The sequence below is a fragment of the Micromonospora sp. HNM0581 genome, assembly GCF_012726175.1.
In the GTDB taxonomy this organism is placed as follows: domain Bacteria; phylum Actinomycetota; class Actinomycetes; order Mycobacteriales; family Micromonosporaceae; genus Micromonospora.
Map to the genome: position 1 here is coordinate 58020 of NZ_JAASAD010000018.1, position 25011 is coordinate 83030.

Genomic DNA, 25011 nt, shown 5'->3' on the forward strand with positions numbered 1-25011 from the left:
CCGGCAGTCCGTAGACTGGTACGCACTGCCGTCCGCCGTGAAGGAGCCGACCCGCGTGACCGTCCAGCCCATTCGTCTGTTCGGGGATCCGGTGTTGCGTACGCCGGCAGATCCGGTGGCCGACTTCGACGTCGAGCTGCGCAAGCTCATCGAGGATCTGACCGACACCATGCGGGAGCAGGGCGGTGCCGGTCTCGCGGCGCCGCAACTGGGCGTGGGCCTGCGGGTGTTCACCTTCGACGTCGACGACGTGCTCGGTCACCTGGTGAATCCGGTCCTGGAGTTTCCCGACGAGGAGGAACAGGACGGCCCGGAGGGGTGCCTGTCCATTCCCGGGCTCTACTTCGACACCAAGCGTCGGCAGAACGTGATCGCCAAGGGCTTCAACGGCCACGGCGACCCGATGCAGATCGTCGGCACCGGGCTGATGGCCCGCTGCGTACAGCACGAGACCGACCACCTCGACGGGGTGCTCTTCCTCGACCGGCTGGACGCGGCCGGCCGCAAGGAGGCGATGAAGGCGATTCGCCAGGCAGAGTGGTACGACGCCGCTGCCCCGCCCACCGTCAAGCTGAGTCCCCACGCCGCCGGCAGCCCCTTCGGTCTGGGGCGGTGACCCGGTGCGTGTGATCTTCGCCGGTACGCCGGCTGTCGCCGTACCCGCCCTGGCCGCCGTGGCCGCCTCGCGGCACGACCTGGTCGCCGTGGTCACCCGCCCGGATGCGCCCGCCGGCCGAGGCCGTGGCCTGGTCCGTTCCCCGGTCGGGGCGTGGGCCGACGAGCGCGGCATCGAGGTGCTGACCCCGGCGCGTCCGCGTGAGCCGGAGTTCCTGGACCGGCTGCGCGAGTTGGCTGCGGACTGCGTGCCGGTGGTCGCCTACGGGGCGTTGGTGCCGCCGGTCGCCTTGGGGATTCCCCGGCACGGCTGGGTGAACCTGCACTTCTCCTTGCTGCCGGCATGGCGAGGTGCCGCACCCGTGCAGCACGCCGTCCTACACGGTGACGAGTTGACCGGGGCCAGCGTCTTCCAACTGGAGGAGGGGCTGGACACCGGGCCGGTCTACGGCACGCTCACCGACGAGATCCGGCCCGCAGACACCTCCGGTGACCTGTTGGAGCGGTTGGCGCACAGCGGTGCCGCGCTGCTGGTGGCGGTGCTGGACGCGGTGGAGGACGGCACCGCCAGGGCGCAACCGCAGCCGGCCGACGGGGTGAGCCTCGCGCCGAAGCTGACCGTCGAGGATGCCCGGGTGCGCTGGGCGGACCCGGCTTTCGCGGTGGATCGCCGTATCCGTGCCTGCACCCCCGCCCCCGGACCGTGGACGACGTTCAGAGGTGAGCGGGTGAAGCTCGGACCGGTCACCCCGGCACCCGACGCCCCGACCATCAAGCCCGGCGAGCTGGTGGTGACCAAGAGCCGGGTGGTTGTCGGCACCGCCACCGTGCCGGTCCGCCTCGGCGAGGTACGGGCGGCGGGTAAGCGGGCGATGCCGGCAACCGACTGGGCGCGTGGTGTGCGTGTCGGTGCCGGGGAGGAGTTCGCGTGAGGGAGATCGCCGCCCGCCGGAGCGGGGAGCGTCGGGGGCGGCCGATGGTCGACCGGCCACGGTACGCGGCGTACGAGGCGGTCGCTGCGGTGCACCGCGACGACGCCTACGCCAACCTGGTGCTGCCGGCGATCCTGACCGACGCGGGACTGTTCGGTCGGGATGCCGCCTTCGCCACCGAACTGACCTACGGCACCCTGCGCCACCTCGGCACCCTCGACGCGATCTTGACCGCTGCGGCTGGGCGGGACGTGCAGCGGATCGACCCGCCGGTCCGCGACGCGCTGCGGATCGGCGCGTACCAACTGCTGCACACCCGGGTGCCGGCGCACGCGGCGGTTTCTTCCACCGTCGACCTGGTCCGGGTCGTCGGCCAGGGGGCCACCGGTTTCGCCAACGCGGTGCTGCGCGAGGTCGCCACCTCCTGCGTCGACGAGTGGGTGACCCGACTGGCGCCGCCGGTCGAGAGCGACCCGCTCGGCCACCTCGCGGTGGCCTACAGCCATCCGCAGTGGATCGTGCGGGCGTTCAACGAGGCGCTCGGTGGTGACCTGGGTGAGACCACCCGTCTGCTGATCGAGGACAATGAGCGTCCGCCCGTGCACCTGTGTGCCCGGCCCGGTTTGGTCGACCCGGTCGACCTCGCCGACGAGGTGGGTGGCGCGCCCGGTGCCTTCTCGCCGTACGCGGTGTACCTGGCCGGCGGCGCACCTGGTGAGCTGGCGGCGGTGGTGGACGGTCGGGCCCACGTCCAGGACGAGGGTTCCCAACTGGTGGCGGACGCGCTCACGATGGCCCCGGTGGACGGGCCGGACGGCCGTTGGCTGGACCTGTGCGCAGGGCCCGGCGGCAAGTCGGGACTGCTCGGGGCGTTGGCGGCGGTGCGGGACGCGCGGCTGACCGCCGTGGAGGTGGCCGAGCATCGGGCCCGGCTGGTCGTGGGAGCCACCCGGGGTCTGCCGGTGACGGTGCTGAACACCGACGGCCGGCTGGTGGGCACCGAGCCGAAGCTGCCGGAGGAACACTTCGACCGGGTGCTTGTCGACGCGCCGTGTACCGGGCTCGGTTCGCTGCGTCGTCGTCCCGAGTCCCGTTGGCGGCGTCAACCGTCCGACCTGTCGACGTTGACCCGGTTGCAGCGCGAACTGCTCGCCGCCGGGTTGCGGGCGGTCCGACCAGGCGGGGTGGTGGCCTACGTCACCTGCTCCCCGCACACGGTGGAGACGCATGTGACGGTGACCGAGGCGGCTCGCCGAAGCGGTGTGCCGGTGGACTTCGTCGATGCGCGTACCGTGCTGCCGGCCGGGATGCCGGGCTTGGGCGACGGACCGACGGTGCAGTTGTGGCCGCACCGGCACGGTACCGACGCCATGTTCCTCGCCCTGCTGCGCCGCACCTGACGCGCGCCGTCCTGCTCGCCGGGGTGACCCTCGGCCACTTCTCAGATGACCGGCAGTCCCTGTGGGCCGGCGCCGCGCATCGAACCGGTGAGTTTGCGGTCGTCGCTCCACAGGATGCACCGCACCCCCCGGTCGCCCTCCTCCCACTCCCGCTGTGACGGCGGGTAGAAGATGGAACCGGCGCGGTAGGGAAGGTCGGCGTTGTTCGGGACGTCGGCGAAGGCGGCGATCAGTTCCATGCAGCGCCGGTGCGCCTGGCCGGCGGAGCCGACGAACTCCTCCCAGCTCATGTCCTGCTCGATGTAGACGCCGACGAACTCCGCGCCGTGCGGTTCGCTGCACAGCACCGGCGCCATGTAGTTCAGGCTGTCGCCGATGAGTTTCGGATCGAAGCAGCGGTGTACGAGCGGTGCGTCGCCGATGAGTGCGCCGCGCAGGCTGCCGGTGCGGTTGACCGGCCGGGTGTTGTCGATGCTGTCGGTTTCGCTCAGGTCGCAGCGGAACCAGCGGGCACCGCCGTTCCAGGCCGCCATCGACGGCAGGGAGACGTTGAGCGTCAACCGGGCCGTGTGCCAGTCGCCACCGAGGACCAGACGCACCCGCTGGTCGCATTCTGCCCGGGCGGTTCGCAGCGCCGCAGACCCGGCTTCGGGTCGTTCGCCCGCCGCGGTGGCGCCGGTGAACGTGCCGACGTGCACCGTCTCGGCGAGATGGTTACGCGCGCAGTCGACGGTGTCGTAGGTGCTTGCCTGCACGACCGGGGTGATCCGGGGCAGGCAGGCGTCGATGCCCGGCACGAACATGGTCGGTGCCTGCAGGGTCTGCCAGCCGTTGGTGATGTCGCCGTCGGTTCCGCCCGGCCGCACGCAGCCGCCGAGCACCGTCGCCGTCACACTGGCCAGCGCCAGTGCCGCGAGCCACCGTCGCATCATCCGCCCTTTCCGGGAGCTGCCGCCCGGCTGCCGGCTCCCGTATCCGCCGGCCCGCACGTTATCGTCGCCGTTCCCGATGGAGTGTTGTCGCGAATCGGTCGTCTGGCCAGTCGAAGCTGAGCTTCGTTCCGTTCGGCCGTTTCGAGAAGGGTCATTCTGCACCATTGGTCACCTCCGGGTCACGAGGTGTCCCGGTCACTGGCATGTTGTCGTGGCGGCCGGCCGCGTTCGTACACTGGCCCGGTGACCGTACCGCCGCTGATCGTCGCGCCCAGCATCCTCGCCGCCGATTTCTCCCGTCTCGCCGAGGAAGTACGTGCCGTCGAGGATGCCGCAGACTGGTTACACGTCGATGTCATGGACAACCATTTCGTACCGAACCTGACCATCGGGTTGCCCGTCGTGCAGAGCCTGCGGGCGGCGACCACACTGCCCTTCGACGTGCATCTCATGATCACTGACCCGCACCGCTGGGCGCCCGGTTACGCCGACGCGGGGGCGTACAACGTCACCTTCCACGCCGAGGCCTGCGACGATCCGGGGGCGCTGGCCCGGGATCTGCGGGCGGCCGGCGCCAAGGCGGGTCTGGCGATCGACCGCGACACCCCGATCGAGCCGTACCTCGACCTGCTGCCGAACTTCGACACGTTGCTGGTCATGACCATCAAGGCCGGGTTCGGTGGGCAGCGGTTCCTCCCGCAGCTACTGGACAAGGTCCGCGCCGCGCGTCGCCACGTCGACGCCGGTCACCTGGAGCTGCGCATCGAGGTCGACGGCGGGATCGCCGCCGACACCATCGAACAGGCGGCCGCTGCGGGCGCCGACGCCTTCGTGGCCGGCACCGCCGTCTACGGCGCCGACGACCCGGCCGAGGCGGTACGCCGGCTGCGTGAGCTGGCCGGGGGCGCGGCGGCCGGGGCGTGACGTGGAGGTTCCCGACGATCGTAAGGACGTGATCCTTGTCGTCGACGATGACGAGGACATCGCCCGATTCGTCGAGTTCAACCTGCGGCTGCAGGGCTTCGACGTGATTCTCGCCGCCGACGGCCAGGAGGCGTTGGAGCTGATCGAGACCCACCGCCCTGACCTGGCCGTGGTCGACCTGATGATGCCCCGGGTGGACGGGTTGGAGCTGACCCGGAGACTGCGTGCCGACCCGATGACCACGGCCCTGCCGGTGATCATGCTGACGGCCAAGGGAATGACCCAGGACAAGGTCAACGGGCTCAACGCCGGCGCCGACGACTACCTGGTCAAGCCATTCGACAATGCCGAATTGGTTGCTCGGGTCAGCTCCACCCTGCGGCGGAACAAGGAGTTTCGGGAGGTCTCCCCGCTCACTGGCCTGCCGGGTAACAGCCGGATCCGTCGGGAGATCGCCGACCGGGTCCGCGGTGGGGTGGACTACGCCGTCGGCTACATCGACATCGACCGATTTAAAAGTGTCAACGACAGGTACGGGTTCGTCCGAGGCGACGACTTCATCTCCGCGCTGGCTCGCAGCCTGCACCGGGCCGTGGTCGAGGTCGCCCTGCCCCCGGCCTTCCTCGGCCACGTCGGTGGCGACGACTTCGTCTTCGTGTGCACGCCCGATCAGGTGCGACGGCTGACCCTGCGGGTCTCGGCGGACTACGAGAAGGCCGCCGACGCCCTCTACGACCCCACCGACCGGGAACGCGGCTACGTGGAGCTGAAGGACCGGCGCGGCAACATCCGCCGGGCGGCGCTTGTCACCCTCTCCATCGGGGTTGCGGTCTCCGACTCCGACAAGCGCATCACCGACCCCCTGGAGGCGATGACGGTCGCCTCCGAAATGAAGACCGTGGCGAAGAGTCAACCCGGCTCGTACGTGGCGGTGGATCGACGTCGCGGTGTGGCCGATCCCGGTCACCGTCATGTGAAGTAGCTCGCCCGGGTGGCCCGGTGTCCCACCGGACGTGTAAAACTTTGCTCAGTACCCACCACGCGCTGGCGGGACTCGGTGTGATTCCGAACCGGCGGTGATCCACGGTCCGACCGTGGTAAGCCCGCGACCCGGGAGCGGTTCGTCCGCCCGGTGGACCTGGTGAGAATCCGGGGCCGACGGTTGGGTGTGGTTCGTCCGCACCCAGACAGTCCGGATGGGAGACAGCGCGCGGGACGGAAGGGAGCCGTGTGGCTCGCCGGGCTCCGGCGCGCACACGCCCCAGCCGGGACGGCTGTGCCGTACCCGGGTTCCGCTGCCTGCCCGTGGCCACCCGGCCGCACTCCCGGCCCGCGCGTACGAGCGAGAGGGCAACGGCAGGCGATGGCGAGCGTCTCCGTGGACGAGGCGATGCGTCGGGCGATCGAACTCGCGGCGCGTGGGCTCGGCACCACCAGTCCCAACCCGGTCGTCGGCTGCGTGCTGCTCGACGCCGACGGTGAGGTGGTCGGCGAGGGCTTCCACGCGTACGCCGGGGGACCGCACGCCGAGATCGTCGCGCTGGCCCAGGCAGGCCAACGCGCCAAGGGCGGCACGGCGGTGGTCACTCTGGAGCCCTGTGACCACGTCGGCCGCACCAGCCCCTGCAGTACCGCACTGGTCCAGGCCGGGGTGGCCCGGGTGGTCATCGCGGTCCCGGACCCTAATCCGGTCGCCACCGGCGGCGCCGCCACGTTGCGCGACGCCGGTATCCGGGTCGACCTGGGGGTACGCGGCGTCGAGGCGGAGAACGGCAACGTGGCCTGGTTGACCGCCATGCGCCGGGGCTGGCCGTACGTGATCTGGAAGTACGCGGCGACGCTCGACGGCAGGTCCGCGGCGGCCGACGGCACCAGTATGTGGATCACGTCCGAGGCGGCACGGATGGACGTGCACGCGCTGCGTGCCACCGTCGACGCCGTGGTCGTCGGCGTCGGCACGGTGCTCTGCGACGATCCCCGACTCACCGTGCGGAATCTGCGCGACGGCAGTCTGGCCATCCGGCAGCCGCTGCGCGTGGTGGTCGACTCGGCAGGACGTACCCCGGTCGACGCCCGGGTGCGCGACGGCGCCGCCCGTACCTGGGTCGCCACCGCCGCCGAGGTGGGTGCCGGCCCGGACGGCGGTGTCGACCTGCCGGCGCTGCTCGCCGCCCTGCACACCCGTGGGGTCCGGGCCGTGCTGCTGGAGGGTGGTCCCCGGCTCGCCGGGGCCTTCCTCGCCGCCGGCCTGGTCGACCGGGTCGTCGGCTATCTCGCGCCCCGGCTGCTCGGCGCCGGGCCCGCCGCGCTCGTCGACGCGGGCGTGAGCACCATCACCGAGGCCATCGACCTGGAAATCATCGACGTTACGCAGGTCGGCCCTGACCTGCGGATCACCGCGTTGCCCCGGAAAAGGGAGGGCTAGACATGTTCACCGGCATCGTCGAGGAACTGGGTGAGGTCGTCGGGGTGACTCCGACGGCCCAGGATTCCACCCTGGTAGCGGTTCGTGGCCCACTCGTCACCGCCGACGCGCGACCCGGCGACTCGATCGCGGTGAACGGGGTCTGCCTGACCGTCGTCGGCATCGACGACGGAACGTTCACTGCCGACGTGATGGGTGAGACGCTGCACCGGTCGGCGCTGGGTGCACTGCGCACCGGCCACCGCGTCAACCTGGAGCGCGCTGCCACGCTGGGCAGCCGCCTCGGCGGGCACCTGGTGCAGGGGCACGTCGACGGTGTGGGTGAGGTGCTCTCCCGCGAGCCGGCGGCGCGGTGGGAGACGGTCCGTTTCCGACTGCCCACGGCGCTGTCCCGGTACGTGGTGGAGAAGGGCTCGATCACCGTCGACGGAGTCTCGCTGACGGTGGCGCAGGTCGGCGACGACTGGTTCGCCGTCGGCCTGATCCCGACGACCCTGTCGGCTACCACACTCAGCATTCGCAGCGTGGGTGACCCGGTCAACCTGGAGGTGGATGTGCTGGCCAAGTACGTCGAGCGGCTGGTCGGTGGCCGCCCGGTCGAGCAGGCGGAGGCGACGGCATGACCTTCGCCGACATCGAACACGCCGTGGCGGAGGTCGCCGCCGGCCGGCCGGTCGTGGTGGTCGACGACGCCGACCGGGAGAACGAAGGCGACCTGATCTTCGCCGCCGAGTTGGCCACACCGGAACTGCTGGCCTTCACGGTGCGGTACACCTCGGGCTTCATCTGCGTACCGCTTACCGAGAGCGAGTGTGACCGGCTCGACCTGCCGCCGATGTACCACACCAACCAGGACCGACGGCAGACCGCCTACACGGTGACCGTCGACGCGGTGGAGGGGGTGGACACCGGGATCTCCGCGGCGGACCGGGCACACACCATCCGGCTGCTCGCCGACCCGGCCACCCGCCCGAGCGACCTGGCCCGACCCGGTCACGTGGTGCCGTTGCGGGCCCGCCCGGGTGGCGTGCTGCGCCGCTCCGGGCACACCGAGGCGGCAGTGGACCTGGCCCGGATGGCGGGTCTACGTCCGGCCGGTGTGCTCTGCGAGATGGTCAACGACGACGGCACCATGATGCGCCTGCCGGACCTGGAGAAGTTCTGCGCCCAGCACTCACTGGCCCTGGTCACCATCGCGGGTCTGATCGCGTACCGGCGGCGCACCGAGAAGCAGGTCGAGCTGGTCGCTGATGCGCGGATGCCCACCGAGCACGGGGTGTTCCGGGCGGTGGGCTACCGCAGTGAGTACGACTCGGCCGAACACGTGGCGCTGGTGATGGGTGACATCGGCGACGGTCAGGATGTGCTGGTACGGGTGCACTCGGAGTGCCTGACCGGTGACGTCTTCTCGTCGGTGCGCTGTGACTGCGGGCCGCAGCTCGACGCCGGACTGAAGCGGGTGGCCCGGGAGGGGCGGGGCGTGGTCCTCTACGTCCGCGGCCACGAGGGGCGCGGCATCGGGCTGCTGCACAAGCTCCAGGCGTACCAGTTGCAGGACCAGGGTCGCGACACGGTGGACGCGAACCTCGACCTCGGTCTGCCGGCGGACGCGCGCGACTACGGCACCGGCGCGCAGATCCTCTACGACCTCGGCGTACGCACGATGCGGCTGCTGACGAACAACCCGGCCAAGCGGGCGGGGCTGGAGGGCTACGGCCTGACCGTCACCGGCCGGGAGGGGCTGCCGGTGCGCCCACATCCGGAGAACGTGCGGTACCTGCGGACCAAACGGGACCGGATGGGGCACCTGCTCGACCACCTCGACGAGACCGCCGAGGCGCCGATGGGGCGTCCGGTGCCCGGCACCGAGATCGGAGCGTAGGCGACATGGCGGGTTTCGGGGAGCCGGGTTCGGCTCCGGTGGACGCGGCCGGGATGACCGTGGGGGTGGTGGCCGCGCGTTGGCACGGTGACCTGACCGACCACATGCTCGCCCGGGCGGTGGCCGCCGCCCGGGAGTGCGGTGCGCGGGCGGTGGTCGCCCGGGTGGCCGGCTCGGTGGAACTGCCGGTGGTGGCGCAGGCCCTGGCGCGGCGCTGCGACGTGGTGGTCGCCCTCGGTGTGGTGGTACGCGGTGCCACCGCCCACTTCGACTACGTCTGCCGGTCGGTCACCGACGGGCTGACCCGGGTCGCGCTGGACGAGGGCAAGCCGGTGGCTCACGGCGTGCTCACCGTGGACACCATCGAGCAGGCCCGTGACCGTGCCGGCCTGCCCGGCTCCGCCGAGGACAAGGGCTGGTCGTCGACGGTGGCCGCTCTCGACGCCGCCCTCGCCATCCGCGGGACCGGCACCGCCGGCAACCATCCCGTCGGATTCACCACCTGACGGTGCCGGTGTCGGCAGTTCAGCACTCGTTCTCGGACGGGTCGAACTGCTCCTGCACGGCCTGCTCAACCGCCGTACGGAAGATCGGGGTGATGGTCCCACCACTGATCGAGCAGGGTGTCGCCTTCGCGATGGGACCGCCAGCGGGCGGGGCGTATCGACGAGTCCGGCGGGGCTCAGGTGAGTTCGCGTGCTCCGGTGTCACCGGCGAGCCACTGCTCCTCCAACTGCCGGAGTACGCCTTCGGCGGCGAGCCGTCCGACTGCCGCGCTGACGCAGCCGGTGAGCGGCGATTCCTTCTCCAGCAGCAGTCCGAACGCCTCCGGGCTGCCCACCTGGGGCAACTGTCCGACGATCACCACATCGTCGGTGCCCGCACCGGCGAGGGAGAACGCGGTGGGCAGGTCCACCACCAGACCGTCGATCCGCCCGTCCCGCAGGGCCTTCTCGGCTTCATCGTTGTCGTCGTAGACCCGTGGTGCGGACGTCGGCCGCACCAGGTCGGTGATTGCCTGGTGACTGGTCGAGTCGGCCTGGGCGCCGAGCACGGTGTCACGTAGCTCGACCAGATCACTCCTGCCGGCGAGGCCGGAGGACTTCAGCGTGACCACCGCCTGCCGCACCAGGAGGTACGGCGCGGACAAGTCGACCGCCTGCTTGCGTTCTTCACTGATCGCGATCTGGTCGATGCCGACGTCGAAGGGCTTCGTTCCGGGCGCCATGGCGGTGTCGGACCCCACCCGGATCCAGCTGACGTCGTCGTGGCCGAAACCGAGCTGCTCCGCCACCGCGTAGGCCACCGCGGACTCGAAGCCCTGGCCGTTGTCCGGCGTGTCGTCGACGAACCACGGATCGTCGACCGATTCGCCGGTGGCGATGGTCAGCTTGCCCGCGGCACGGGTGAGCAGGCTGTCCTTGGCGCAGGGCATCGACACGGTCGGCATGGGCGCGGCCTGCGGCTGGGACGTGCAGGCGCCGGCCGTCAGCAGGACGGCCACCGCACAGGTGACGGCGAGGGTACGTGGAGTACTGACCATGGCGGACAGGGTACGACCAACATCGGTGAGGATCGAAGAGTTGTCCTGCGGTGCCGGTGGGACTCGCCGGTCCGGCCCGCCGGATACCACCGACCCGGTGCTCGGGTCGCCCGGGGGCGGCTGCGAGAATCAGTCCCCGTGAAGACGTTCGAGGAGTTGTTCGCGGAGTTGCAGGCCAAAGCTGCGGCCGGCACCCCCGGCTCGGGCACGGTCGCCGCCCTGGACAAGGGCGTGCACTTCATCGGCAAGAAGGTCGTCGAGGAGGCGGCCGAGTCGTGGATGGCCGCCGAGCACGAGGGACCCGAGCGCACCGCCGAAGAGATCTCCCAGTTGCTCTACCAGGTCCAGGTGTTGATGCTCGCCAGCGGTCTGGACCTGAAGGATGTCTACCGACATCTGTGAGTGCGCCCGCCGTCGAGCCGGAACCGATCGAAGGAGCACTCCGTCATGCTGCGTGTCGCCGTACCGAACAAGGGCGCCCTGGCCGATTCGGCTGCCCAGATGCTGCGTGAGGCGGGCTACCGCCAGCGCACCGACACCAAGGACCTGGTCTGCCGTGACCAGGCTAACGACATCGAATTCTTCTACCTACGGCCGAAGGACATCGCCACCTACGTCGGCTCCGGTGACCTGGACGTCGGCATCACCGGCCGGGACCTGCTCATCGACTCCGGCGCACCGGCCGAGGAGGTCGTCGACCTGAACTTCGGGCGGGCCACCTTCCGGTTCGCCGCCCGGCCCGACGACGTCGACGACGTACGGGAGCTGGGTGGGCACCGGATCGCCACCGCCTACCCGGGGCTGGTGGAGCGGCACCTCGCCGAGCTGGGCGTCAAGGCCGACGTGATCCGCCTCGACGGTGCGGTGGAGAACGCCATCCGGCTGGGTGTCGCCGACGTGGTCGCCGATGTGGTCGAGACCGGGGCCACCCTGCGCCAGGCCGGTCTGGTGGTCTTCGGTGAGCCGCTGCTGCAGTCCTCGGCGGTGCTGGTTCGGCGTACCGGCGCGCCCCCCCACCCGCAGGCCGAGCAGCTGCTGCGCCGGCTGCACGGGGTTCTGGTGGCACGCCGTTACGTGATGCTCGCCTACGACGTGCCGGCCGGGTTGCTGGATCGGGCCAGCTCGCTCACTCCCGGCATCGAGTCGCCGACGGTTTCGCCGCTGCATCGGGAGGGCTGGGTGGCGGTGCAGGCCATGGTGCTCCGCGACGACGTGCACCAGATCATGGACGAACTCTACGAACTGGGCGCCCGCGCGATCCTGGTGACGAACCTTCACGCCTGCCGGCTCTGACCCGGACAAGGCCGGGCCTGTGTGGCGGTGGCTGCCCGGGTACGGCCGGATGGCAGACTGGTGGGGTGAGTGTCAGCGACGTGGTCCGGGTGCGACCCCGGCGAATTCGGCTGGTCTGCTGGGTGTCGGCCATCCTGCTGGTCGTGGTCTTCGCCCTGATCGCCACCACGCTCACCGGGTCCACCGGTAACGGGTACGGCACCTTCCAACGCGGTGACCAGTTCGCCATGATCGGGTTGGGGGTCCTGTTCGCCCTGGGCACGCTGCTGTTCACCCGCCCCCGGGTCGAGGCGGATCTGCGGGGCGTGCGGGTCCGCAACATCGTCGGCTCGTACGAGTTGCCCTGGGAGGTCGTCCGCGGTGTTCGGTTCGACCGGGGTGCGCCGTGGGCGGCCCTGGAGCTGCACGACGACGACCTGCTGCCGGTGGTCGCCCTGCAGGCCGCCGACAAGCAGTTCGCTGTCGACGGCGTCCGCGCCCTGCGCCGCCTGCACCAGGCGCACCTGGCGGCTGTGACGGAGCGTTCGGCCCGCTGATCGGTTTCGCGCGGTGCCTGGCGAGTGATCCCCTGGCCGGTTTGGGGTCCTGATTACCGAGGGTGTAGTGTAATCGAGTCGACCAGGCTGTCCGACTGTTAGGGCGGCTGTGAAAGTGGAGCGCCCGCTCCCACCCGAGTCGCCGGCTGCGGCGTCCGGGTCCGGTCACCGGTTCCGGGCACGTCCCGGCGCCGGATGCGCGATCCTGTGATCGTGCCGACCGGTCGAGCGGGCCCTGGCATACGCCGGGGCCTTCTACTTTCCGGGCCGGTTCCCGCCGGGAGCCGCCGGGTCGGCCACGCATGAAGATCCGACTCGAGGAGGCCCCATCAGCGTCGAACCACGCGTGAACGAGCAGATCCGGGCACGTGAGGTCCGGCTGGTCGGCCCCGAGGGTGAGCAGGTGGGCATCGTCCCGCTGGAGCGCGCCCTTCAGCTGGCCGCGGACGTCGATCTGGACCTGGTCGAGGTTGCGCCGATGGCGCGCCCGCCGGTGTGCAAGCTCATGGACTTCGGCAAGTTCAAGTACGAGAGCGCACTGAAGGCGCGCGAAGCGCGGCGTAACCAGCAGCAGACCGTCATCAAGGAGATGAAGCTCCGACCGAAGATCGATCCGCACGACTACGAGACCAAGAAGGGTCACGTGGTGCGGTTCCTCAAGGCCGGCGACAAGGTCAAGGTGACGATCATGTTCCGCGGTCGCGAGCAGAGCCGTCCGGAGCTGGGCTACCGGCTCCTGCGCCGGCTCGAGTCCGAGATCACGGAACTGGGATACGTGGAGTCCGCTCCGAAGCAGGACGGCCGAAACATGATCATGGTTCTCGCTCCGCACCGGGCCGTCAAGGCCTCCGCGGTCGCCGCCACGGCGTCTCGTGGTGGACCCCGCGAGCGGACCGCGGAGGAGCCCGCCGCGGCCGCCGAAGCTGCGGTGACCAGCGAGAGCGCAGCAGCCGGTGAGACCGGCACGACCGCCGACACCGGCGGTCGGTAACAGGGGAGAAGACGTTCCACATGCCGAAGATGAAGAGCCACACGGGGATGGGCAAGCGGGTCCGCGTGACCGGCAAGGGCAAGCTCACGAAGCAGCAGGCCGGTCTGCGTCACAACCTGGAGAAGAAGCCCTCCACCCGCACCCGCCGGCTGACGGGCGTGGTCGAGGTGGCCAAGGCTGACGTCAAGCGCATCAAGAAGCTGCTCGGCCGCTGACGCGCGCCACCTGAATCCAAGAAGGAGTTGAGATGGCACGCGTCAAGCGGGCTGTTAACGCCCAGAAGAAGCGTCGTACCCTGCTGGAGACCGCGAGCGGATACCGCGGTCAGCGCTCCCGGCTGTACCGCAAGGCCAAGGAGCAGGTGCTGCACTCGATGCAGTACGCCTACCGGGACCGTCGTGACCGCAAGGGCGACTTCCGGCAGCTGTGGATCCAACGGATCAACGCGGGTGCCCGTGCCAACGGGATGACCTACAACCGGCTGATCCAGGGCCTGCGCCTGGCCGGCATCGAGGTCGACCGCAAGATCCTGGCCGACCTGGCCGTCAACGACACCGCGGCGTTCGCGGCGATCGTCGAGCTGGCCCGCGCCGCCGTGCAGGCCGAGGGCACCGGCGGCGCGCCCGCACAGGCCGCCTGAGTTCCAGACAGCGCAGCGAGGCGTCCCTCAGCGACGGGGGGCGCCTCACGCGCGTGGTCGAGACCATGCTCTTCACACCGCGTACGCCCCGGGTGGTGGCCGCGCGTCGACTGCACCGTCGCCGCGAACGCGACGCCACCGGCCGGTTCCTGGCCGAGGGACCACAGGCGGTCCGGGAGGCACTGAACCGCCCCCGCACCGTGCTGGAACTGTTCGGTACCCCCACCGCCCTCGACCGGTACGCCGACCTGGCGGCGGTCGCCGCCGGTGACGACGTACCCGTGTCCGAAGTGACCGACGAGGCGCTCGCCGCGCTCGCCGAGACCGTCGCCCCGCAGGGCCTGGTCGCCGTCTGCCGGCACCTCGACGTGTCCCTGGTCCGCGCGTTGTCCCGCAGTCCCCGCCTGGTGGCCGTGCTCGCCGGGATCCGGGACCCGGGCAACGCCGGAACGGTGCTGCGCACCGCCGACGCGGCCGGCGCCACCGCGGTGTTCTTCGCCGGTGACGCCGTCGACCCGTACAACGGCAAGTGCGTCAGGTCGTCGGCGGGCAGCCTGTTCCACCTCGACGTGATCCGCGAACCGGACCCGGTCGCGGTGCTCGCCGCTGCCCGTGCGGCCGGTCTGGTCGTGTTCGCCGCGACCGGCTACGGCGAGACCGATCTCGACGATCTGGCCGACGCCGGCCGGCTCACCGCACCGACCGCCTGGCTGTTCGGCTCCGAGGCGCACGGACTGCCCGCCGAGCTGGCCGAGGCCGCCGATGCCCGGGTACGGGTGCCGTTGCACGGGCGGGCCGAGAGCCTGAACCTGGCTGCGGCGGCGGCTGTCTGCCTGTACGCTTCGGCGAGAGCACAGCGCTGACCGAGGTCACCTGTGTTTCTCAGGTGCATGACGAGGAGATGCGGCCCTGATGGTGAACGCGCCACGGCGTTCGTTTAGCCAGCCCGCCGGTGTCGGCGGGCGGCGGGTCTGACCCGTTCTCCACACGACTCCCACCGGCGGGCTGCGGCACAGCCGCACGTCCGTAGACTCGCCTAGCCGCCCGCGAGGGCCGGCGCCGTCGTGAGGGAGTGCCCGTACGCCATGTCCTACCGCAACGATCCGTACGATCCGAAGCAGGTCGCCCTGCTCGACCCGGCCGCCCTGGCCGAGGCCGTGACCGAAGCCGAGAAGGCGTTCGCCGCCGCCGGTGACCCCGACGCGCTGGCCGCGGTGCGCCCGGCCCATCTGGGTGACCGGGCGCTGGTTTCGCTGGCCCGCCGGGAGATCGGCGCGCTACCGCCGGCCGCCAAGGCCGACGCCGGCAAGCGGGTGAACGAGGCCCGCCGCACCATCGAACAGGCGTTCGCCGCCCGAGTCGAGGTGCTGGAGCGCGAGCAGGCCGAACGGGTCCTGGTCGCCGAACGGGTCGACGTGACGCTGCCGTACGACCGGCGTCCGCGTGGCTCCCGGCACCCGATCGCACTGCTGATGGAGCAGGTCAGCGACCTGTTCATCGGGATGGGATACGAGGTGGCCGAGGGGCCGGAGGCCGAGTTGGAGTGGACCAACTTCGACGCGTTGAACATCCCGGCCGACCACCCGGCGCGCGGCCTGATGGACACCTTCCACGTCGCGCCGCCGGGCTCCGGTCTGGTGCTGCGTACCCACACGTCGCCGGTGCAGGCGCGCACCATGCTCACCCGTACCCCACCGATCTACGTGGTCGTTCCGGGTCGGGTCTACCGTACCGACGAGTTGGACGCCACCCACTCCCCGGTTTTCTACCAGGTGGAGGGCCTGGTGGTGGACAAGGGCATCACGATGGCGCATCTACGCGGCACCCTCGACCATTTCGCTCGGGCGATGTTCGGGTCGGGTGCCAGGACCCGGTTCCGGCCGCACTACTTCCCGTTCACCGAGCCGTCCGCCGAGTTCGACGTGTGGTTTCCGGAGCACCGCAAGGGCCCGCAGTGGGTCGAGTGGGGTGGCTGCGGCATGGTCAATCCACGGGTGCTGCGGGCCTGCGGCATCGATCCCGAGGTCTACTCCGGCTTCGCCTTCGGCATGGGCATCGACCGCACCGTGATGTTCCGGCACGGGGTGGGCGACATGCGGGACCTGGTCGAGGGCGACGTCCGGTTCACCCGGGCGTTCGGCCACGGGGCTTAGTGCGGGCGCGAGTTACGGAGACGGTGGTTACACATCATGCGAGTTTCTCTCAGTTGGTTGCGGGAGTACGTCGAGATTCCCGACCTGCCCGTAGACGAGTTGGAGCGGGCCCTTGTCGACCTCGGCATCGAGGTCGAGTCCATCGTGGATCTGGCCGGCACGGTCACCGGGCAACTGGTGGTCGGCGAGGTGATGGACATCGAGGAGTTGACCGGCTTCAAGAAGCCGATCCGGTTCTGTCGGGTGAACGTCGGCTCCGCCAACGGCACCGGCGAGCCGCAGGAGATCGTCTGCGGTGCCCGTAACTTCGCCCCCGGCGACCGGGTCGTGGTGATCCTGCCCGGCGGTGTGCTGCCGGGCGGCTTCGCCATCGGTGCCCGCAGAACGTACGGGCGCAACTCCAACGGCATGATCTGCTCGGTGCGGGAACTGGGCATCGGCGACGATCACGCCGGCATCCTGGTGCTGCCCGAGCACGTGGTGGCCGAGCCTGGCGACGACGCGCGTCCGGTGGTCGGCCTCGACGACGTCATCGTCGAGGTGGAGATCACCCCGGACCGGGGCTACCAGATGTCGCTGCGCGGGCTCGCCCGCGAGTTGGCGCACGCCCTCGGTGTCGACTACCGGGACCGGGGCCGGGTACCCGCGACACCCGGCACCGCCGAGCCGGCGTACCCGGTCGAGGTGCGCGACCCGGTCGGCTGCGACCGGTTCGCGGCCCGGATGGTGCGCGGCGTCGACCCGACGGCGCAGAGTCCCGGGTGGATGCGGCAGCGGCTCACTGTCGCCGGCATCCGCAGCATCTCGTTGCCGGTGGACATCACCAACTACGTGATGCTGGAACTCGGTCAGCCGATGCACGCCTTCGACGCTGACCGGCTCACCGGCCCGCTCGTGGTTCGCCGGGCGGTGGCGGGGGAGAAAGTGACCACGCTCGACGGGGTTACCCGGGCCCTCGTGCCGGAAGACATGGTCATCTGCGACGCCGGGCTGCCGAACCCGCTCGCCGCCTCCGGTGACGGGCTGCCGATCTCACTCGCCGCCGTGATGGGCGGTGAGACGAGCGAGGTCCTGCCGGGTACCGTCAACGTGCTCTTCGAGGCCGCGCACTGGGATCCGGCGATGGTCGGCCGCACCGCCCGCCGGCACAAGCTGTTCAGCGAGGCGGCGAAGCGTTGGGAGCGCGGGGTCGATCCGGCGCTGCCGCTCGTCGCTCTGGACCGGGCGGTCGGGCTGCTCACCGAGTACGCGGGAGGCACCGCCAGCGAGCAGGTGCTGGACGTCGACCACGTGCGGCCGCGTACCCCGATCTTCCTGCCGGCCGACCTGCCCAGCCGGCGCATCGGCGTGGACTACCCACCGGCCCGGGTGGTCGCCCTGCTGGAGCAGGTCGGCTGCACCGTAAGGCGCGGTACCGACCGGCTGGTCGAGGACCCGGGCGAGGTGGCGGTGGCCGCCGGTGGCGGCGAGACACTCAGCGTCACCCCGCCTACCTGGCGGCCCGATCTGACCGACCCGGCGGACCTGGTCGAGGAGGTGGTCCGCCTCGACGGGTACGACAGGGTGCCGTCGGTGCTGCCGACGGCGCCGCCCGGCCGGGGTCTGACCTGGCAGCAGCGTCGCCACCGGGCGGTGTCCCGCGCCTTGGCCGAGCGTGGTCACGTCGAGGTACTGGCCCACCCGTTCGTCGCCACGGGGCTGGCCGACCAGTTGGGTATGCCAGCCGACGATCCACGCCGCCGGGCGGTGCGGCTGGCCAACCCGCTGTCGGAGGAGGAGCCACTGCTGCGCACCACGCTGCTCGGTCCGCTGCTCGGGATCGTCCGGCGCAACCTCGGCCGTGGCCTGCGGGATCTGTCCCTGTTCGAGGTCGGTACCGTTTTCCATCCCCGACCGGACGCCGGTAGCCCGCCGGTGATGGGTGTGGACCGGCGTCCCACCGATGCGGAGTTCGCCGCCGCCGACGCGGTGGTGCCGCGTCAGCCCCGGCACGTCGCCGTGGTGCTCACCGGTGACGTCGAGCCGGCCGGCTGGTGGGGCGGCGGACGGGCGGCAGGCTGGGCGGATGCCGTCGAGGCGGGCCGTGTGGTGCTGGCCGCCGCCGGGATGCCCGACCGGCAGGTCGAGGTGCGCGCGGCCGAGTACGCTCCTTGGCATCCGGGCCGTTGCGCGGAACTGCTCGTCGACGGGACGGTGGTGGGTCACGCCGGTGAGCTGCACCCGCAGGTCGTGGCGACGCTCGAGCTGCCGAGGCGGACCTGCGCCATGGAGCTGGACCTGGATGCCCTGCCGCCGGCCCCACCGGTGGGTGCTCCGTCGGTGTCGACGTTCCCGCCGGCCTTGATCGACGTGGCGCTCGTGGTGGCCGAGTCGGTGCCGGCGGCCCTGGTGCGCCGGGCACTCGTCGAGGGCGCCGGTGAGCTGTTGGAGTCGGTCAGCCTGTTCGACGTGTACGCCTCGGAGCAACTCGGCGCCGGACGCAAGTCGCTTGCCTACAAGCTCACCTTCCGAGCGCCGGACCGGACGCTCACGGTCGAGGAGGCGGTGGCTGCCCGCGACGCTGCGGTCGCCCGGGCGGCCGAACGCCACGGCGCTACCCTTCGCGGCGCCTGACCTGTGCGGACCGACCCCTTCTCGGCGTCCCGCCTGCGGGCGTGGAAGAGGGGTCGGTCCGGGGTGACCCGCGTGGTCGCCAGGGGCAGACTGGGGAGCGGCCCACTCGACAAGTTCATTACCATACGGCTTCTCGTATGAACTTGCAGTACGAGCGTCGACCCTGTTAACCTTCGTTGCATATTAATGCGGAGGTAGGTATGGGAATTCGGGCCGCGGTTGCTGGGGCGAGTGGGTACGCCGGTGGTGAACTGCTCCGCCTGCTTGCCGGGCATCCCGACTTCGACCTGATCGCCGCCACCGCGCACCGTCAGGCCGGGCAACGCCTCGACGCCGTACACCCACAGTTGACCGGAATGGACGTGGCTCTCGGTGAGACCACGCCGGAGGTGCTGGCCGAGGCCGATCTGGTCTTCCTCGCCCTCCCGCACGGTGAGTCCGCTGCCCTGGCGGCGAGACTGCCAACCGGGGTCCGGATCGTCGATCTCGGCGCCGACCACCGGCTCGTGGACGCGGACGCCTGGGCCCGCTACTACGGGGGTCCGCACGCGGGCGCGTGGACCTACGGCCTACCCGAACTACCCGGCCAGCGGGAGCGGATCGCCGGCGCCGAACGGGTGGCCAGCACCGGCTGCTACGCGGCGACGATCACCCTCGCACTGGCCCCGCTGATCGCTGCCGGTGCCGCCCGCCCCGACGACGTGGTCGTCGTCGCCGCGTCGGGCACCTCGGGCGCGGGCCGGGCCGCGAAGACGCATCTGCTGGCAAGCGAGGTGATGGGCGACCTGTCGCCCTACAAGGTGGGCGCGCACCAGCACGTACCCGAGATCAAGCAGGCCACCGGGGCGACCGGGATGTCCTTCACCCCCGTGCTGGCACCGATGCCACGCGGCATCCTGGCCACGGTGACCGCGCTGCCGACCGGTCGGTCCGACCCGAGAGCGGTACTGGCGCAGGCGTACGCCGACGAACCGTTCGTGCACCTGCTGCCGGAGGGACGGTGGCCGCACACCGCCGCCACGCTCGGTGGCAACTCCTGTCACCTGCAGGCCACCATGGATGTCGACTCCGGCCGGCTGATCGTGGTCGCCGCGCTTGACAACCTCGGCAAGGGCGCTGCCGGCCAGGCGGTGCAGAACGCCAATCTGATGTTCGGTCTGCCCGAGACCACGGGCCTGTCCGTGTGGGGGACCGCGCCATGACCGTGACCACACCCGAGGGGTTCCGGGCGGCAGGGGTTGCCGCCGGCCTCAAGACCGGCGGTGCCCCGGACGTGGCACTTGTGGTGAACGACGGCCCCGACGCCGGTGTCGCCGGGGTCTTCACCGCCAACCGGGTCAAGGCCGCGCCGGTGCTCTGGACCCAGCAGGTTGTCCGTGGCGGCGTCGTGCGGGCGGTGGTGCTCAACTCCGGCGGTGCCAACGCCTGCACCGGACCGGCCGGCTTCCAGGACACCCATGCCACCGCCGAGCACACCGCCGCCGCGTTGACCGCCACCGACGTGCGTCAGATCGGTGCCGGTGAGGTGGCGGTCTGCTCCACCGGGCTGATCGGCGAGCGACTGCCGATGCCGGCTCTGCTCTCGGGGGTGGATGCTGCGGCGCGCGGGCTGGCCCGGGAGGGCGGTCCGGCCGCCGCCGAGGCGATCATGACCACGGACACCCGACCGAAGACAACTGTCGTCGCCGGTGACGGCTGGACCGTCGGCGGCATGGCCAAGGGCGCCGGCATGCTGGCCCCGGCCATGGCCACCATGCTCTGCGTCCTCACCACCGATGCGGTGGCCGCACCGGAGGTGCTCGACGCCGCGCTGCGGGCCGCCACCAGGGTCACCTTCGACCGGGTCGACTCAGACGGCTGCATGTCGACGAACGACACGGTTCTGCTGCTGGCCAGCGGTGCCTCAGGGGTCACACCGGGCGCGGCGGAGCTGACGTCGGCAGTCACCGCCGCCTGCCACGACCTGGCCCAGCAACTGCTCTGCGACGCCGAAGGTGCCACCAAACAGGTCGCCATCGAGGTGGTCGACGCTGCCACCGACGACGACGCCGCCGAGGTCGGTCGGGCGGTGGCCCGCAACAACCTGGTGAAGACGGCACTGTTCGGCAACGACCCGAACTGGGGTCGGATCCTGGCCGCCGTCGGTACCACCGCCGCGGCCTTCGACCCGGATGCCGTCGACGTGGCGGTCAACGGCATCTGGGTATGTCGGGCCGGCGCTGCCGCCGAGGACCGCTCGAAAGTCGATCTCTCCGGCCGGGACGTCACCATCCGGATCGCCCTGCACGCTGGTGCCGCCGAGGCGACGGTGTGGACAAACGACCTGTCGCACGCCTACGTGCACGAGAATTCGGCCTACTCAACGTGAGCGCGAGGAACGCAGCGCAGCGGAGTCCGGTAGTCGCCAACGGAGGGTCGAAGCGGTGAATCTGAGCTCCGATCTGGCTCACGCCCAGGCCAAGGCCGCCACGTTGATCGAGGCGTTGCCCTGGCTGGCTCGCCTGTCCGGCTCCACAGTCGTGATCAAGTATGGCGGCAACGCGATGGTCGACCCGGAACTTCGGCGGGCCTTCGCCGCCGACATGGTGTTCCTGCGCTATGCCGGGCTCAAACCGGTGGTGGTACACGGTGGTGGCCCGCAGATCTCGGCCATGCTCGGCCGGTTGGGCATCCGGAGCGAGTTCCGGGGTGGTCTTCGGGTGACGACCCCGGAGGCGATGGACGTGGTCCGAATGGTGTTGGTCGGCCAGGTGGGTCGCGAACTGGTCGGGTTGATCAACGCGCACGGTCCGTTCGCGGTCGGTCTCTCCGGCGAGGACGCCGGGCTGTTCACGGCGGTGCGACGGTCCGCGTACGTCGACGGGCAGCCGGTCGACGTCGGTCAGGTCGGCGACGTCGAATCGGTGGACGTGTCGGCGGTGGACGACCTGATCGCGGCCGGTCGGATCCCCGTGATCTCCACGGTGGCACCGGACGTGGACGGGGTGTTGCACAACCTGAACGCCGACACCGCTGCCGCCGCCCTCGCGGTCGCCCTGCGGGCACGCAAGCTCGTCGTGCTCACCGACGTGCCCGGTCTGTACGCCGACTGGCCGGACACGTCGAGTCTGCTCAGTGAGATCAGCACCGACGAGTTGGCGAAGCTGCTCCCGTCGCTGGAGTCGGGGATGGTGCCGAAGATGGAGGCGTGCCTGCGGGCCGTCAACGGGGGAGTGCCGGCCGCACACGTCGTGGATGGTCGTGTCGCCCACTCCACCCTGCTGGAAGTGTTCACTTCGGAAGGCTTCGGAACGATGGTGATTCCCTGATGAGCGCACTGGTCAGCCGTTGGCGGCAGGCGATGATGGACAACTACGGCACGCCGCCGCTGGCGCTGGTGGCCGGCTCCGGCGCGGTAGTGGTGGACGAGGCCGGCCGGGAGTACGTCGACCTGCTCGGCGGCATCGCCGTCAACTCCCTCGGGCATGCACATCCGGCGGTGGTGGCGGCCGTGTCGAAACAGGTAGCCACGCTCGGTCACGTTTCCAATCTGTACGTCTCCGAACCGCCGGTGGCGCTCGCCGAGCTGCTGCTGGCGCTCGCCGGCCGGCCGGGCCGGGTGTTCTTCGCCAACTCCGGCGCCGAGGCCAACGAGGCGGCGTTCAAGCTCTCCCGGTGCACCGGTCGCACCGGTGTGGTGGCCACCGTCGGCGGCTTCCACGGTCGCACCATGGGCGCTCTCGCCCTGACTGGCCAACCGGCCAAGGCCGATCCGTTCCGGCCGCTGCCGGGTGAGGTCACCCATGTCCCGTACGGTGATGTGGCCGCCTTGGACGCGGCGGTCAGCGACGCCACGGCCATGGTCATCCTGGAACCGGTCCAGGGCGAGAACGGTGTGGTCGTGCCGCCTGCGGGATACCTCGCCGAGGCACGGCGGATCACCTCCCGGCATGGTGCCCTGCTGGTGCTCGATGAGGTGCAGACGGGTGTCGGCCGGACCGGGCACTGGTTCGCCCATCAGGCCGACGGCGTCGAGCCGGACGTGGTGACCCTGGCCAAGGGGCTCGGCGGTGGGCTGCCGATCGGTGCGACTCTTGCCTTCGGCCCGGCCGCCGACCTGCTCGCGCCCGGTTCCCACGGCAGCACCTTCGGCGGTAATCCGGTCAGCTGTGCCGCCGCCCTGGCCGTGATCTCGACGATCGCCAGTGAGGGGTTGCTCGACCATGTGAAGCGGATCGGCGAGCGGCTGCGTCGGGGGATCGAGGCTTCCGGTCATCCACTGGTGGCCGGCGTACGCGGTGCGGGGCTGCTGCTCGGCGTCACCTTGACCGCGCCGGTGTCCGCCGCTCTCGCCGGGGCGCTGCGCGAGGCCGGTTTCCTGGTCAACCCGATCCAGCCCGGCGTGATCCGCCTGGCGCCTCCGTTGATCCTCACCACAGCCCAGGTCGACGCCTTCCTGGAGGCGCTGCCGGCAGCCCTCACCGTGGCGGCGTCCGACATGGAACGCGGCACCGACGGTGGGCCGCCGGACGGCCCGTTCCCGGCTGCTGCTCCGACGCCGAGGGGGGCTTCCAGGTGATCCGGCACTTCCTCCGCGACGACGACCTGACGCCGGACGAGCAGTTCGCGGTGCTCGACCTGGCTGACCGGATGAAAGCCGACCGTTTCGCGTTCACGCCGTTGGCGGGTCCGCGCTCGGTGGCGGTGCTATTCGACAAGCAGAGCCTGCGTACCCGGATCTCCTTCGACGCTGGCATCGCCGAACTGGGTGGCCATCCCCTGGTGGTGGACACCCAGGTCACCCACTTCGGCCGGGGCGAGTCGCTCGGCGACGCCGGTCGGGTGCTGTCCCGATACGTGGCCGCGATCGTGCTGCGCACCCACGGCGACGACCGGATCGCCGAGGTGGCCGCCGGAGCCACCGTGCCGGTGGTCAACGCGCTGACCGACGGGTTCCACCCGTGTCAGCTGCTCGCGGACCTGCTCACCGTCCGCGAGTGGTGTGGCGGCACGGCGGGGCGGACGCTCGCCTATGTCGGGGACGCGGCCAACAACATGTCCCACTCGTATTTGCTTGCCGGTGCGACAGCCGGGATGAACGTTCGGGTCGCCGGCCCGGTCGGGTTCCATCCCGACGCGGCGGTGGTGGCCCGCGCCGAGACGATCGCCGCCGGCACAGGTGGTTCGGTGCGGGTGCTCGTCGACCCGGTCGCCGCCGTCCGCGACGCCGACGTGGTGGCGACCGACACCTGGACTTCGATGGGACAGGAGACTGACGGCTTTGACCGCCGCACCCCGTTCCTGCCCTACCAGGTGAACGAGGCGCTTCTCGGCAGTGCCGCGCCGGAGGCCGTCGTGCTGCACTGCCTGCCGGCGCATCGCGGTGAGGAGATCACCGATGAGGTGCTCGACGGTCCACGCAGTGCCGTCTTCGACCAGGCGGAGAATCGGCTGCACGTCCAGAAGGCCCTGCTGACGTTCCTGCTCCGGGAGTCACGGTGACCGCGAGGAACGCAGCGGAGCGGAGTCCCGCAGTCGGGCACGGAAGGTGTCGACGGTGACCGCGAGGAACGCAGCGGAGCGGAGTCCCGCAGTCGGGCACGGAAGGTGTCGACGGTGACCGCGCCGCTGACCCGTGGTGCCCGGCACGCCCGTATCGTCGAGTTGATCCGCGGCCGGGAGGTCCGCTCGCAGACCGAGTTGGCCGAGCTGCTCGGTGAGGAGGGCGTCCAGGTCACCCAGGCCACCCTCTCGCGGGACCTGAAGGAACTCGGTGCGGTCACCGTTCGCGGTGGAGACGGCAGAGCCGTCTACGCCATTCCGGAGGACGGCCACCGCCCGCTGCGTGATACCGAGGCGGCACCGGCCCGCCTGGTGCGGCTGCTGCGCGAGCTGCTGAACGAGGTCGATTCCAGCGGCAACATCGCGGTCCTGCGTACCCCGCCGGGCGCTGCCCACTACCTGGCCAGCGCGCTGGACCGGGCGGGGCTGTCGGACGTCGTCGGCACCATCGCCGGTGACGACACCATTTTCGTCGTGGCGCGTGCCGCCGACGGTGGCGCCGCCCTCGGTGAACGGCTGGCCGGCTGGGCGCGCCGGGACGACAACACCGAAGGGAGCGGTAGCCCATGACCGAGGTTGTGCCAGAGGTGG

At 70.9% G+C, this 25011-nt stretch carries 26 protein-coding genes; 24 read left to right on the plus strand and 2 right to left on the minus strand.

Features of this window, described 5'->3' with window-relative positions; all coding sequences use genetic code 11:
* The first annotated feature begins 55 nt into the window (after positions 1–55).
* The 3 genes from def to HCA58_RS19445 are packed head-to-tail and all read left to right on the plus strand — an operon-like array spanning position 56 to position 2947.
* Positions 56–616, plus strand: coding sequence for a peptide deformylase (gene def / locus HCA58_RS19435; protein ID WP_169599257.1), 561 nt, complete (start codon positions 56–58; stop codon positions 614–616).
* Positions 617–620: 4 nt separating this feature from the next.
* On the plus strand, positions 621–1547 hold the full coding sequence (gene fmt, locus HCA58_RS19440) for a methionyl-tRNA formyltransferase (protein ID WP_169599258.1): 927 nt from the start codon (positions 621–623) through the stop codon (positions 1545–1547).
* A 44-nt stretch (positions 1548–1591) separates the two neighbouring features.
* A complete protein-coding gene (locus HCA58_RS19445) occupies positions 1592–2947 on the plus strand; it encodes a transcription antitermination factor NusB (RefSeq protein ID WP_169599294.1) in 1356 nt (451 codons plus the stop codon).
* A 41-nt stretch (positions 2948–2988) separates the two neighbouring features.
* On the opposite strand, the gene HCA58_RS19450 is transcribed toward HCA58_RS19445, so the two are convergent.
* A complete protein-coding gene (locus HCA58_RS19450) occupies positions 2989–3879 on the minus strand; it encodes a septum formation family protein (RefSeq protein ID WP_240956494.1) in 891 nt (296 codons plus the stop codon).
* A gap of 243 nt (positions 3880–4122) precedes the next feature.
* Between HCA58_RS19450 and rpe the strand changes: the two genes are divergently transcribed.
* From rpe to ribH, 6 genes are all read left to right on the plus strand, one after another.
* The gene (gene rpe, locus HCA58_RS19455; protein ID WP_169599259.1) at positions 4123–4803 is read left to right on the plus strand and encodes a ribulose-phosphate 3-epimerase; all 681 of its coding nucleotides are present in this window, start codon (positions 4123–4125) and stop codon (positions 4801–4803) included.
* Entirely contained in the window at positions 4769–5785 is a 1017-nt protein-coding gene (locus HCA58_RS19460) for a response regulator (protein WP_346776047.1), read from the plus strand. Before rpe ends, HCA58_RS19460 begins: the two co-directional genes overlap by 35 nt.
* Positions 5786–6166: 381 nt before the next feature.
* The gene (gene ribD / locus HCA58_RS19465; RefSeq protein ID WP_169599260.1) at positions 6167–7228 is read left to right on the plus strand and encodes a bifunctional diaminohydroxyphosphoribosylaminopyrimidine deaminase/5-amino-6-(5-phosphoribosylamino)uracil reductase RibD; all 1062 of its coding nucleotides are present in this window, start codon (positions 6167–6169) and stop codon (positions 7226–7228) included.
* Between the two features lie 2 nt (positions 7229–7230).
* On the plus strand, positions 7231–7851 hold the full coding sequence (locus HCA58_RS19470) for a riboflavin synthase (RefSeq protein ID WP_169599261.1): 621 nt from the start codon (positions 7231–7233) through the stop codon (positions 7849–7851).
* Positions 7848–9110 (plus strand): bifunctional 3,4-dihydroxy-2-butanone-4-phosphate synthase/GTP cyclohydrolase II, encoded by a 1263-nt coding sequence (locus tag HCA58_RS19475; protein WP_169599262.1) that lies wholly within the window; start codon positions 7848–7850, stop codon positions 9108–9110. Before HCA58_RS19470 ends, HCA58_RS19475 begins: the two co-directional genes overlap by 4 nt.
* 5 nt (positions 9111–9115) lie before the next feature.
* A complete protein-coding gene (gene ribH, locus HCA58_RS19480; RefSeq protein ID WP_169599263.1) occupies positions 9116–9616 on the plus strand; it encodes a 6,7-dimethyl-8-ribityllumazine synthase in 501 nt (166 codons plus the stop codon).
* A 176-nt stretch (positions 9617–9792) separates the two neighbouring features.
* On the opposite strand, the gene HCA58_RS19485 is transcribed toward ribH, so the two are convergent.
* Positions 9793–10653: a transporter substrate-binding domain-containing protein gene (locus tag HCA58_RS19485; RefSeq protein WP_169599264.1), complete on the minus strand. Its 861-nt coding sequence runs from the start codon at positions 10651–10653 to the stop codon at positions 9793–9795.
* A 120-nt stretch (positions 10654–10773) separates the two neighbouring features.
* Between HCA58_RS19485 and HCA58_RS19490 the strand changes: the two genes are divergently transcribed.
* The 15 genes from HCA58_RS19490 to HCA58_RS19560 all read left to right on the plus strand — a co-directional run bounded on the left by HCA58_RS19490 (position 10774) and on the right by HCA58_RS19560 (position 24990).
* Positions 10774–11055: a phosphoribosyl-ATP diphosphatase gene (locus HCA58_RS19490; protein ID WP_205809147.1), complete on the plus strand. Its 282-nt coding sequence runs from the start codon at positions 10774–10776 to the stop codon at positions 11053–11055.
* A 45-nt stretch (positions 11056–11100) separates the two neighbouring features.
* Positions 11101–11946, plus strand: a complete 846-nt coding sequence (gene hisG / locus HCA58_RS19495) for an ATP phosphoribosyltransferase (RefSeq protein WP_169599265.1) — start codon at positions 11101–11103, stop codon at positions 11944–11946.
* A gap of 65 nt (positions 11947–12011) precedes the next feature.
* A complete protein-coding gene (locus HCA58_RS19500; protein ID WP_346776048.1) occupies positions 12012–12482 on the plus strand; it encodes a PH domain-containing protein in 471 nt (156 codons plus the stop codon).
* A gap of 346 nt (positions 12483–12828) precedes the next feature.
* Positions 12829–13473 (plus strand): translation initiation factor IF-3, encoded by a 645-nt coding sequence (gene infC / locus HCA58_RS19505; RefSeq protein ID WP_169599266.1) that lies wholly within the window; start codon positions 12829–12831, stop codon positions 13471–13473.
* Between the two features lie 20 nt (positions 13474–13493).
* Complete coding sequence (gene rpmI, locus HCA58_RS19510) at positions 13494–13688, plus strand: 50S ribosomal protein L35 (RefSeq protein WP_169599267.1); 195 nt, start codon at positions 13494–13496, stop codon at positions 13686–13688.
* Between the two features lie 32 nt (positions 13689–13720).
* Positions 13721–14113: a 50S ribosomal protein L20 gene (gene rplT, locus HCA58_RS19515; RefSeq protein ID WP_169599268.1), complete on the plus strand. Its 393-nt coding sequence runs from the start codon at positions 13721–13723 to the stop codon at positions 14111–14113.
* A gap of 65 nt (positions 14114–14178) precedes the next feature.
* On the plus strand, positions 14179–14976 hold the full coding sequence (locus tag HCA58_RS19520; protein WP_169599298.1) for an RNA methyltransferase: 798 nt from the start codon (positions 14179–14181) through the stop codon (positions 14974–14976).
* A gap of 222 nt (positions 14977–15198) precedes the next feature.
* Positions 15199–16266: a phenylalanine--tRNA ligase subunit alpha gene (pheS, locus tag HCA58_RS19525; RefSeq protein WP_169599269.1), complete on the plus strand. Its 1068-nt coding sequence runs from the start codon at positions 15199–15201 to the stop codon at positions 16264–16266.
* Between the two features lie 36 nt (positions 16267–16302).
* The gene (pheT, locus tag HCA58_RS19530) at positions 16303–18879 is read left to right on the plus strand and encodes a phenylalanine--tRNA ligase subunit beta (RefSeq protein WP_169599270.1); all 2577 of its coding nucleotides are present in this window, start codon (positions 16303–16305) and stop codon (positions 18877–18879) included.
* A 200-nt stretch (positions 18880–19079) separates the two neighbouring features.
* Complete coding sequence (argC, locus tag HCA58_RS19535) at positions 19080–20081, plus strand: N-acetyl-gamma-glutamyl-phosphate reductase (protein WP_169599271.1); 1002 nt, start codon at positions 19080–19082, stop codon at positions 20079–20081.
* Complete coding sequence (gene argJ, locus HCA58_RS19540) at positions 20078–21247, plus strand: bifunctional glutamate N-acetyltransferase/amino-acid acetyltransferase ArgJ (protein ID WP_169599272.1); 1170 nt, start codon at positions 20078–20080, stop codon at positions 21245–21247. The genes argC and argJ overlap by 4 nt, the downstream gene beginning before the upstream one ends.
* Positions 21248–21302: 55 nt before the next feature.
* Positions 21303–22187 (plus strand): acetylglutamate kinase, encoded by an 885-nt coding sequence (argB, locus tag HCA58_RS19545; RefSeq protein WP_169599273.1) that lies wholly within the window; start codon positions 21303–21305, stop codon positions 22185–22187.
* A complete protein-coding gene (locus HCA58_RS19550) occupies positions 22187–23437 on the plus strand; it encodes an acetylornithine transaminase (RefSeq protein ID WP_240956495.1) in 1251 nt (416 codons plus the stop codon). Before argB ends, HCA58_RS19550 begins: the two co-directional genes overlap by 1 nt.
* Entirely contained in the window at positions 23434–24360 is a 927-nt protein-coding gene (gene argF, locus HCA58_RS19555) for an ornithine carbamoyltransferase (protein WP_169599274.1), read from the plus strand. Before HCA58_RS19550 ends, argF begins: the two co-directional genes overlap by 4 nt.
* Before the next feature lie 105 nt (positions 24361–24465).
* Positions 24466–24990, plus strand: coding sequence for an arginine repressor (locus HCA58_RS19560; RefSeq protein ID WP_346776049.1), 525 nt, complete (start codon positions 24466–24468; stop codon positions 24988–24990).
* Positions 24991–25011 lie beyond the last annotated feature (21 nt).

What these genes read in the sequence shown, in the direction of transcription:
- HCA58_RS19445 (WP_169599294.1), top strand. Translation starts at nt 1,592, where the DNA reads ATGGTCGACCGGCCACGGTACGCGGCGTACGAGGCGGTCGCTGCGGTG.
- HCA58_RS19450 (WP_240956494.1), bottom strand. Translation starts at nt 3,879, where the DNA reads ATGATGCGACGGTGGCTCGCGGCACTGGCGCTGGCCAGTGTGACGGCG.
- ribD (WP_169599260.1), top strand. Translation starts at nt 6,167, where the DNA reads ATGGCGAGCGTCTCCGTGGACGAGGCGATGCGTCGGGCGATCGAACTC.
- HCA58_RS19470 (WP_169599261.1), top strand. Translation starts at nt 7,231, where the DNA reads ATGTTCACCGGCATCGTCGAGGAACTGGGTGAGGTCGTCGGGGTGACT.
- HCA58_RS19475 (WP_169599262.1), top strand. Translation starts at nt 7,848, where the DNA reads ATGACCTTCGCCGACATCGAACACGCCGTGGCGGAGGTCGCCGCCGGC.
- ribH (WP_169599263.1), top strand. Translation starts at nt 9,116, where the DNA reads ATGGCGGGTTTCGGGGAGCCGGGTTCGGCTCCGGTGGACGCGGCCGGG.
- HCA58_RS19485 (WP_169599264.1), bottom strand. Translation starts at nt 10,653, where the DNA reads ATGGTCAGTACTCCACGTACCCTCGCCGTCACCTGTGCGGTGGCCGTC.
- hisG (WP_169599265.1), top strand. Translation starts at nt 11,101, where the DNA reads ATGCTGCGTGTCGCCGTACCGAACAAGGGCGCCCTGGCCGATTCGGCT.
- rpmI (WP_169599267.1), top strand. Translation starts at nt 13,494, where the DNA reads ATGCCGAAGATGAAGAGCCACACGGGGATGGGCAAGCGGGTCCGCGTG.
- rplT (WP_169599268.1), top strand. Translation starts at nt 13,721, where the DNA reads ATGGCACGCGTCAAGCGGGCTGTTAACGCCCAGAAGAAGCGTCGTACC.
- HCA58_RS19520 (WP_169599298.1), top strand. Translation starts at nt 14,179, where the DNA reads ATGCTCTTCACACCGCGTACGCCCCGGGTGGTGGCCGCGCGTCGACTG.
- pheS (WP_169599269.1), top strand. Translation starts at nt 15,199, where the DNA reads ATGTCCTACCGCAACGATCCGTACGATCCGAAGCAGGTCGCCCTGCTC.
- pheT (WP_169599270.1), top strand. Translation starts at nt 16,303, where the DNA reads ATGCGAGTTTCTCTCAGTTGGTTGCGGGAGTACGTCGAGATTCCCGAC.
- argC (WP_169599271.1), top strand. Translation starts at nt 19,080, where the DNA reads ATGGGAATTCGGGCCGCGGTTGCTGGGGCGAGTGGGTACGCCGGTGGT.
- argJ (WP_169599272.1), top strand. Translation starts at nt 20,078, where the DNA reads ATGACCGTGACCACACCCGAGGGGTTCCGGGCGGCAGGGGTTGCCGCC.
- HCA58_RS19550 (WP_240956495.1), top strand. Translation starts at nt 22,187, where the DNA reads ATGAGCGCACTGGTCAGCCGTTGGCGGCAGGCGATGATGGACAACTAC.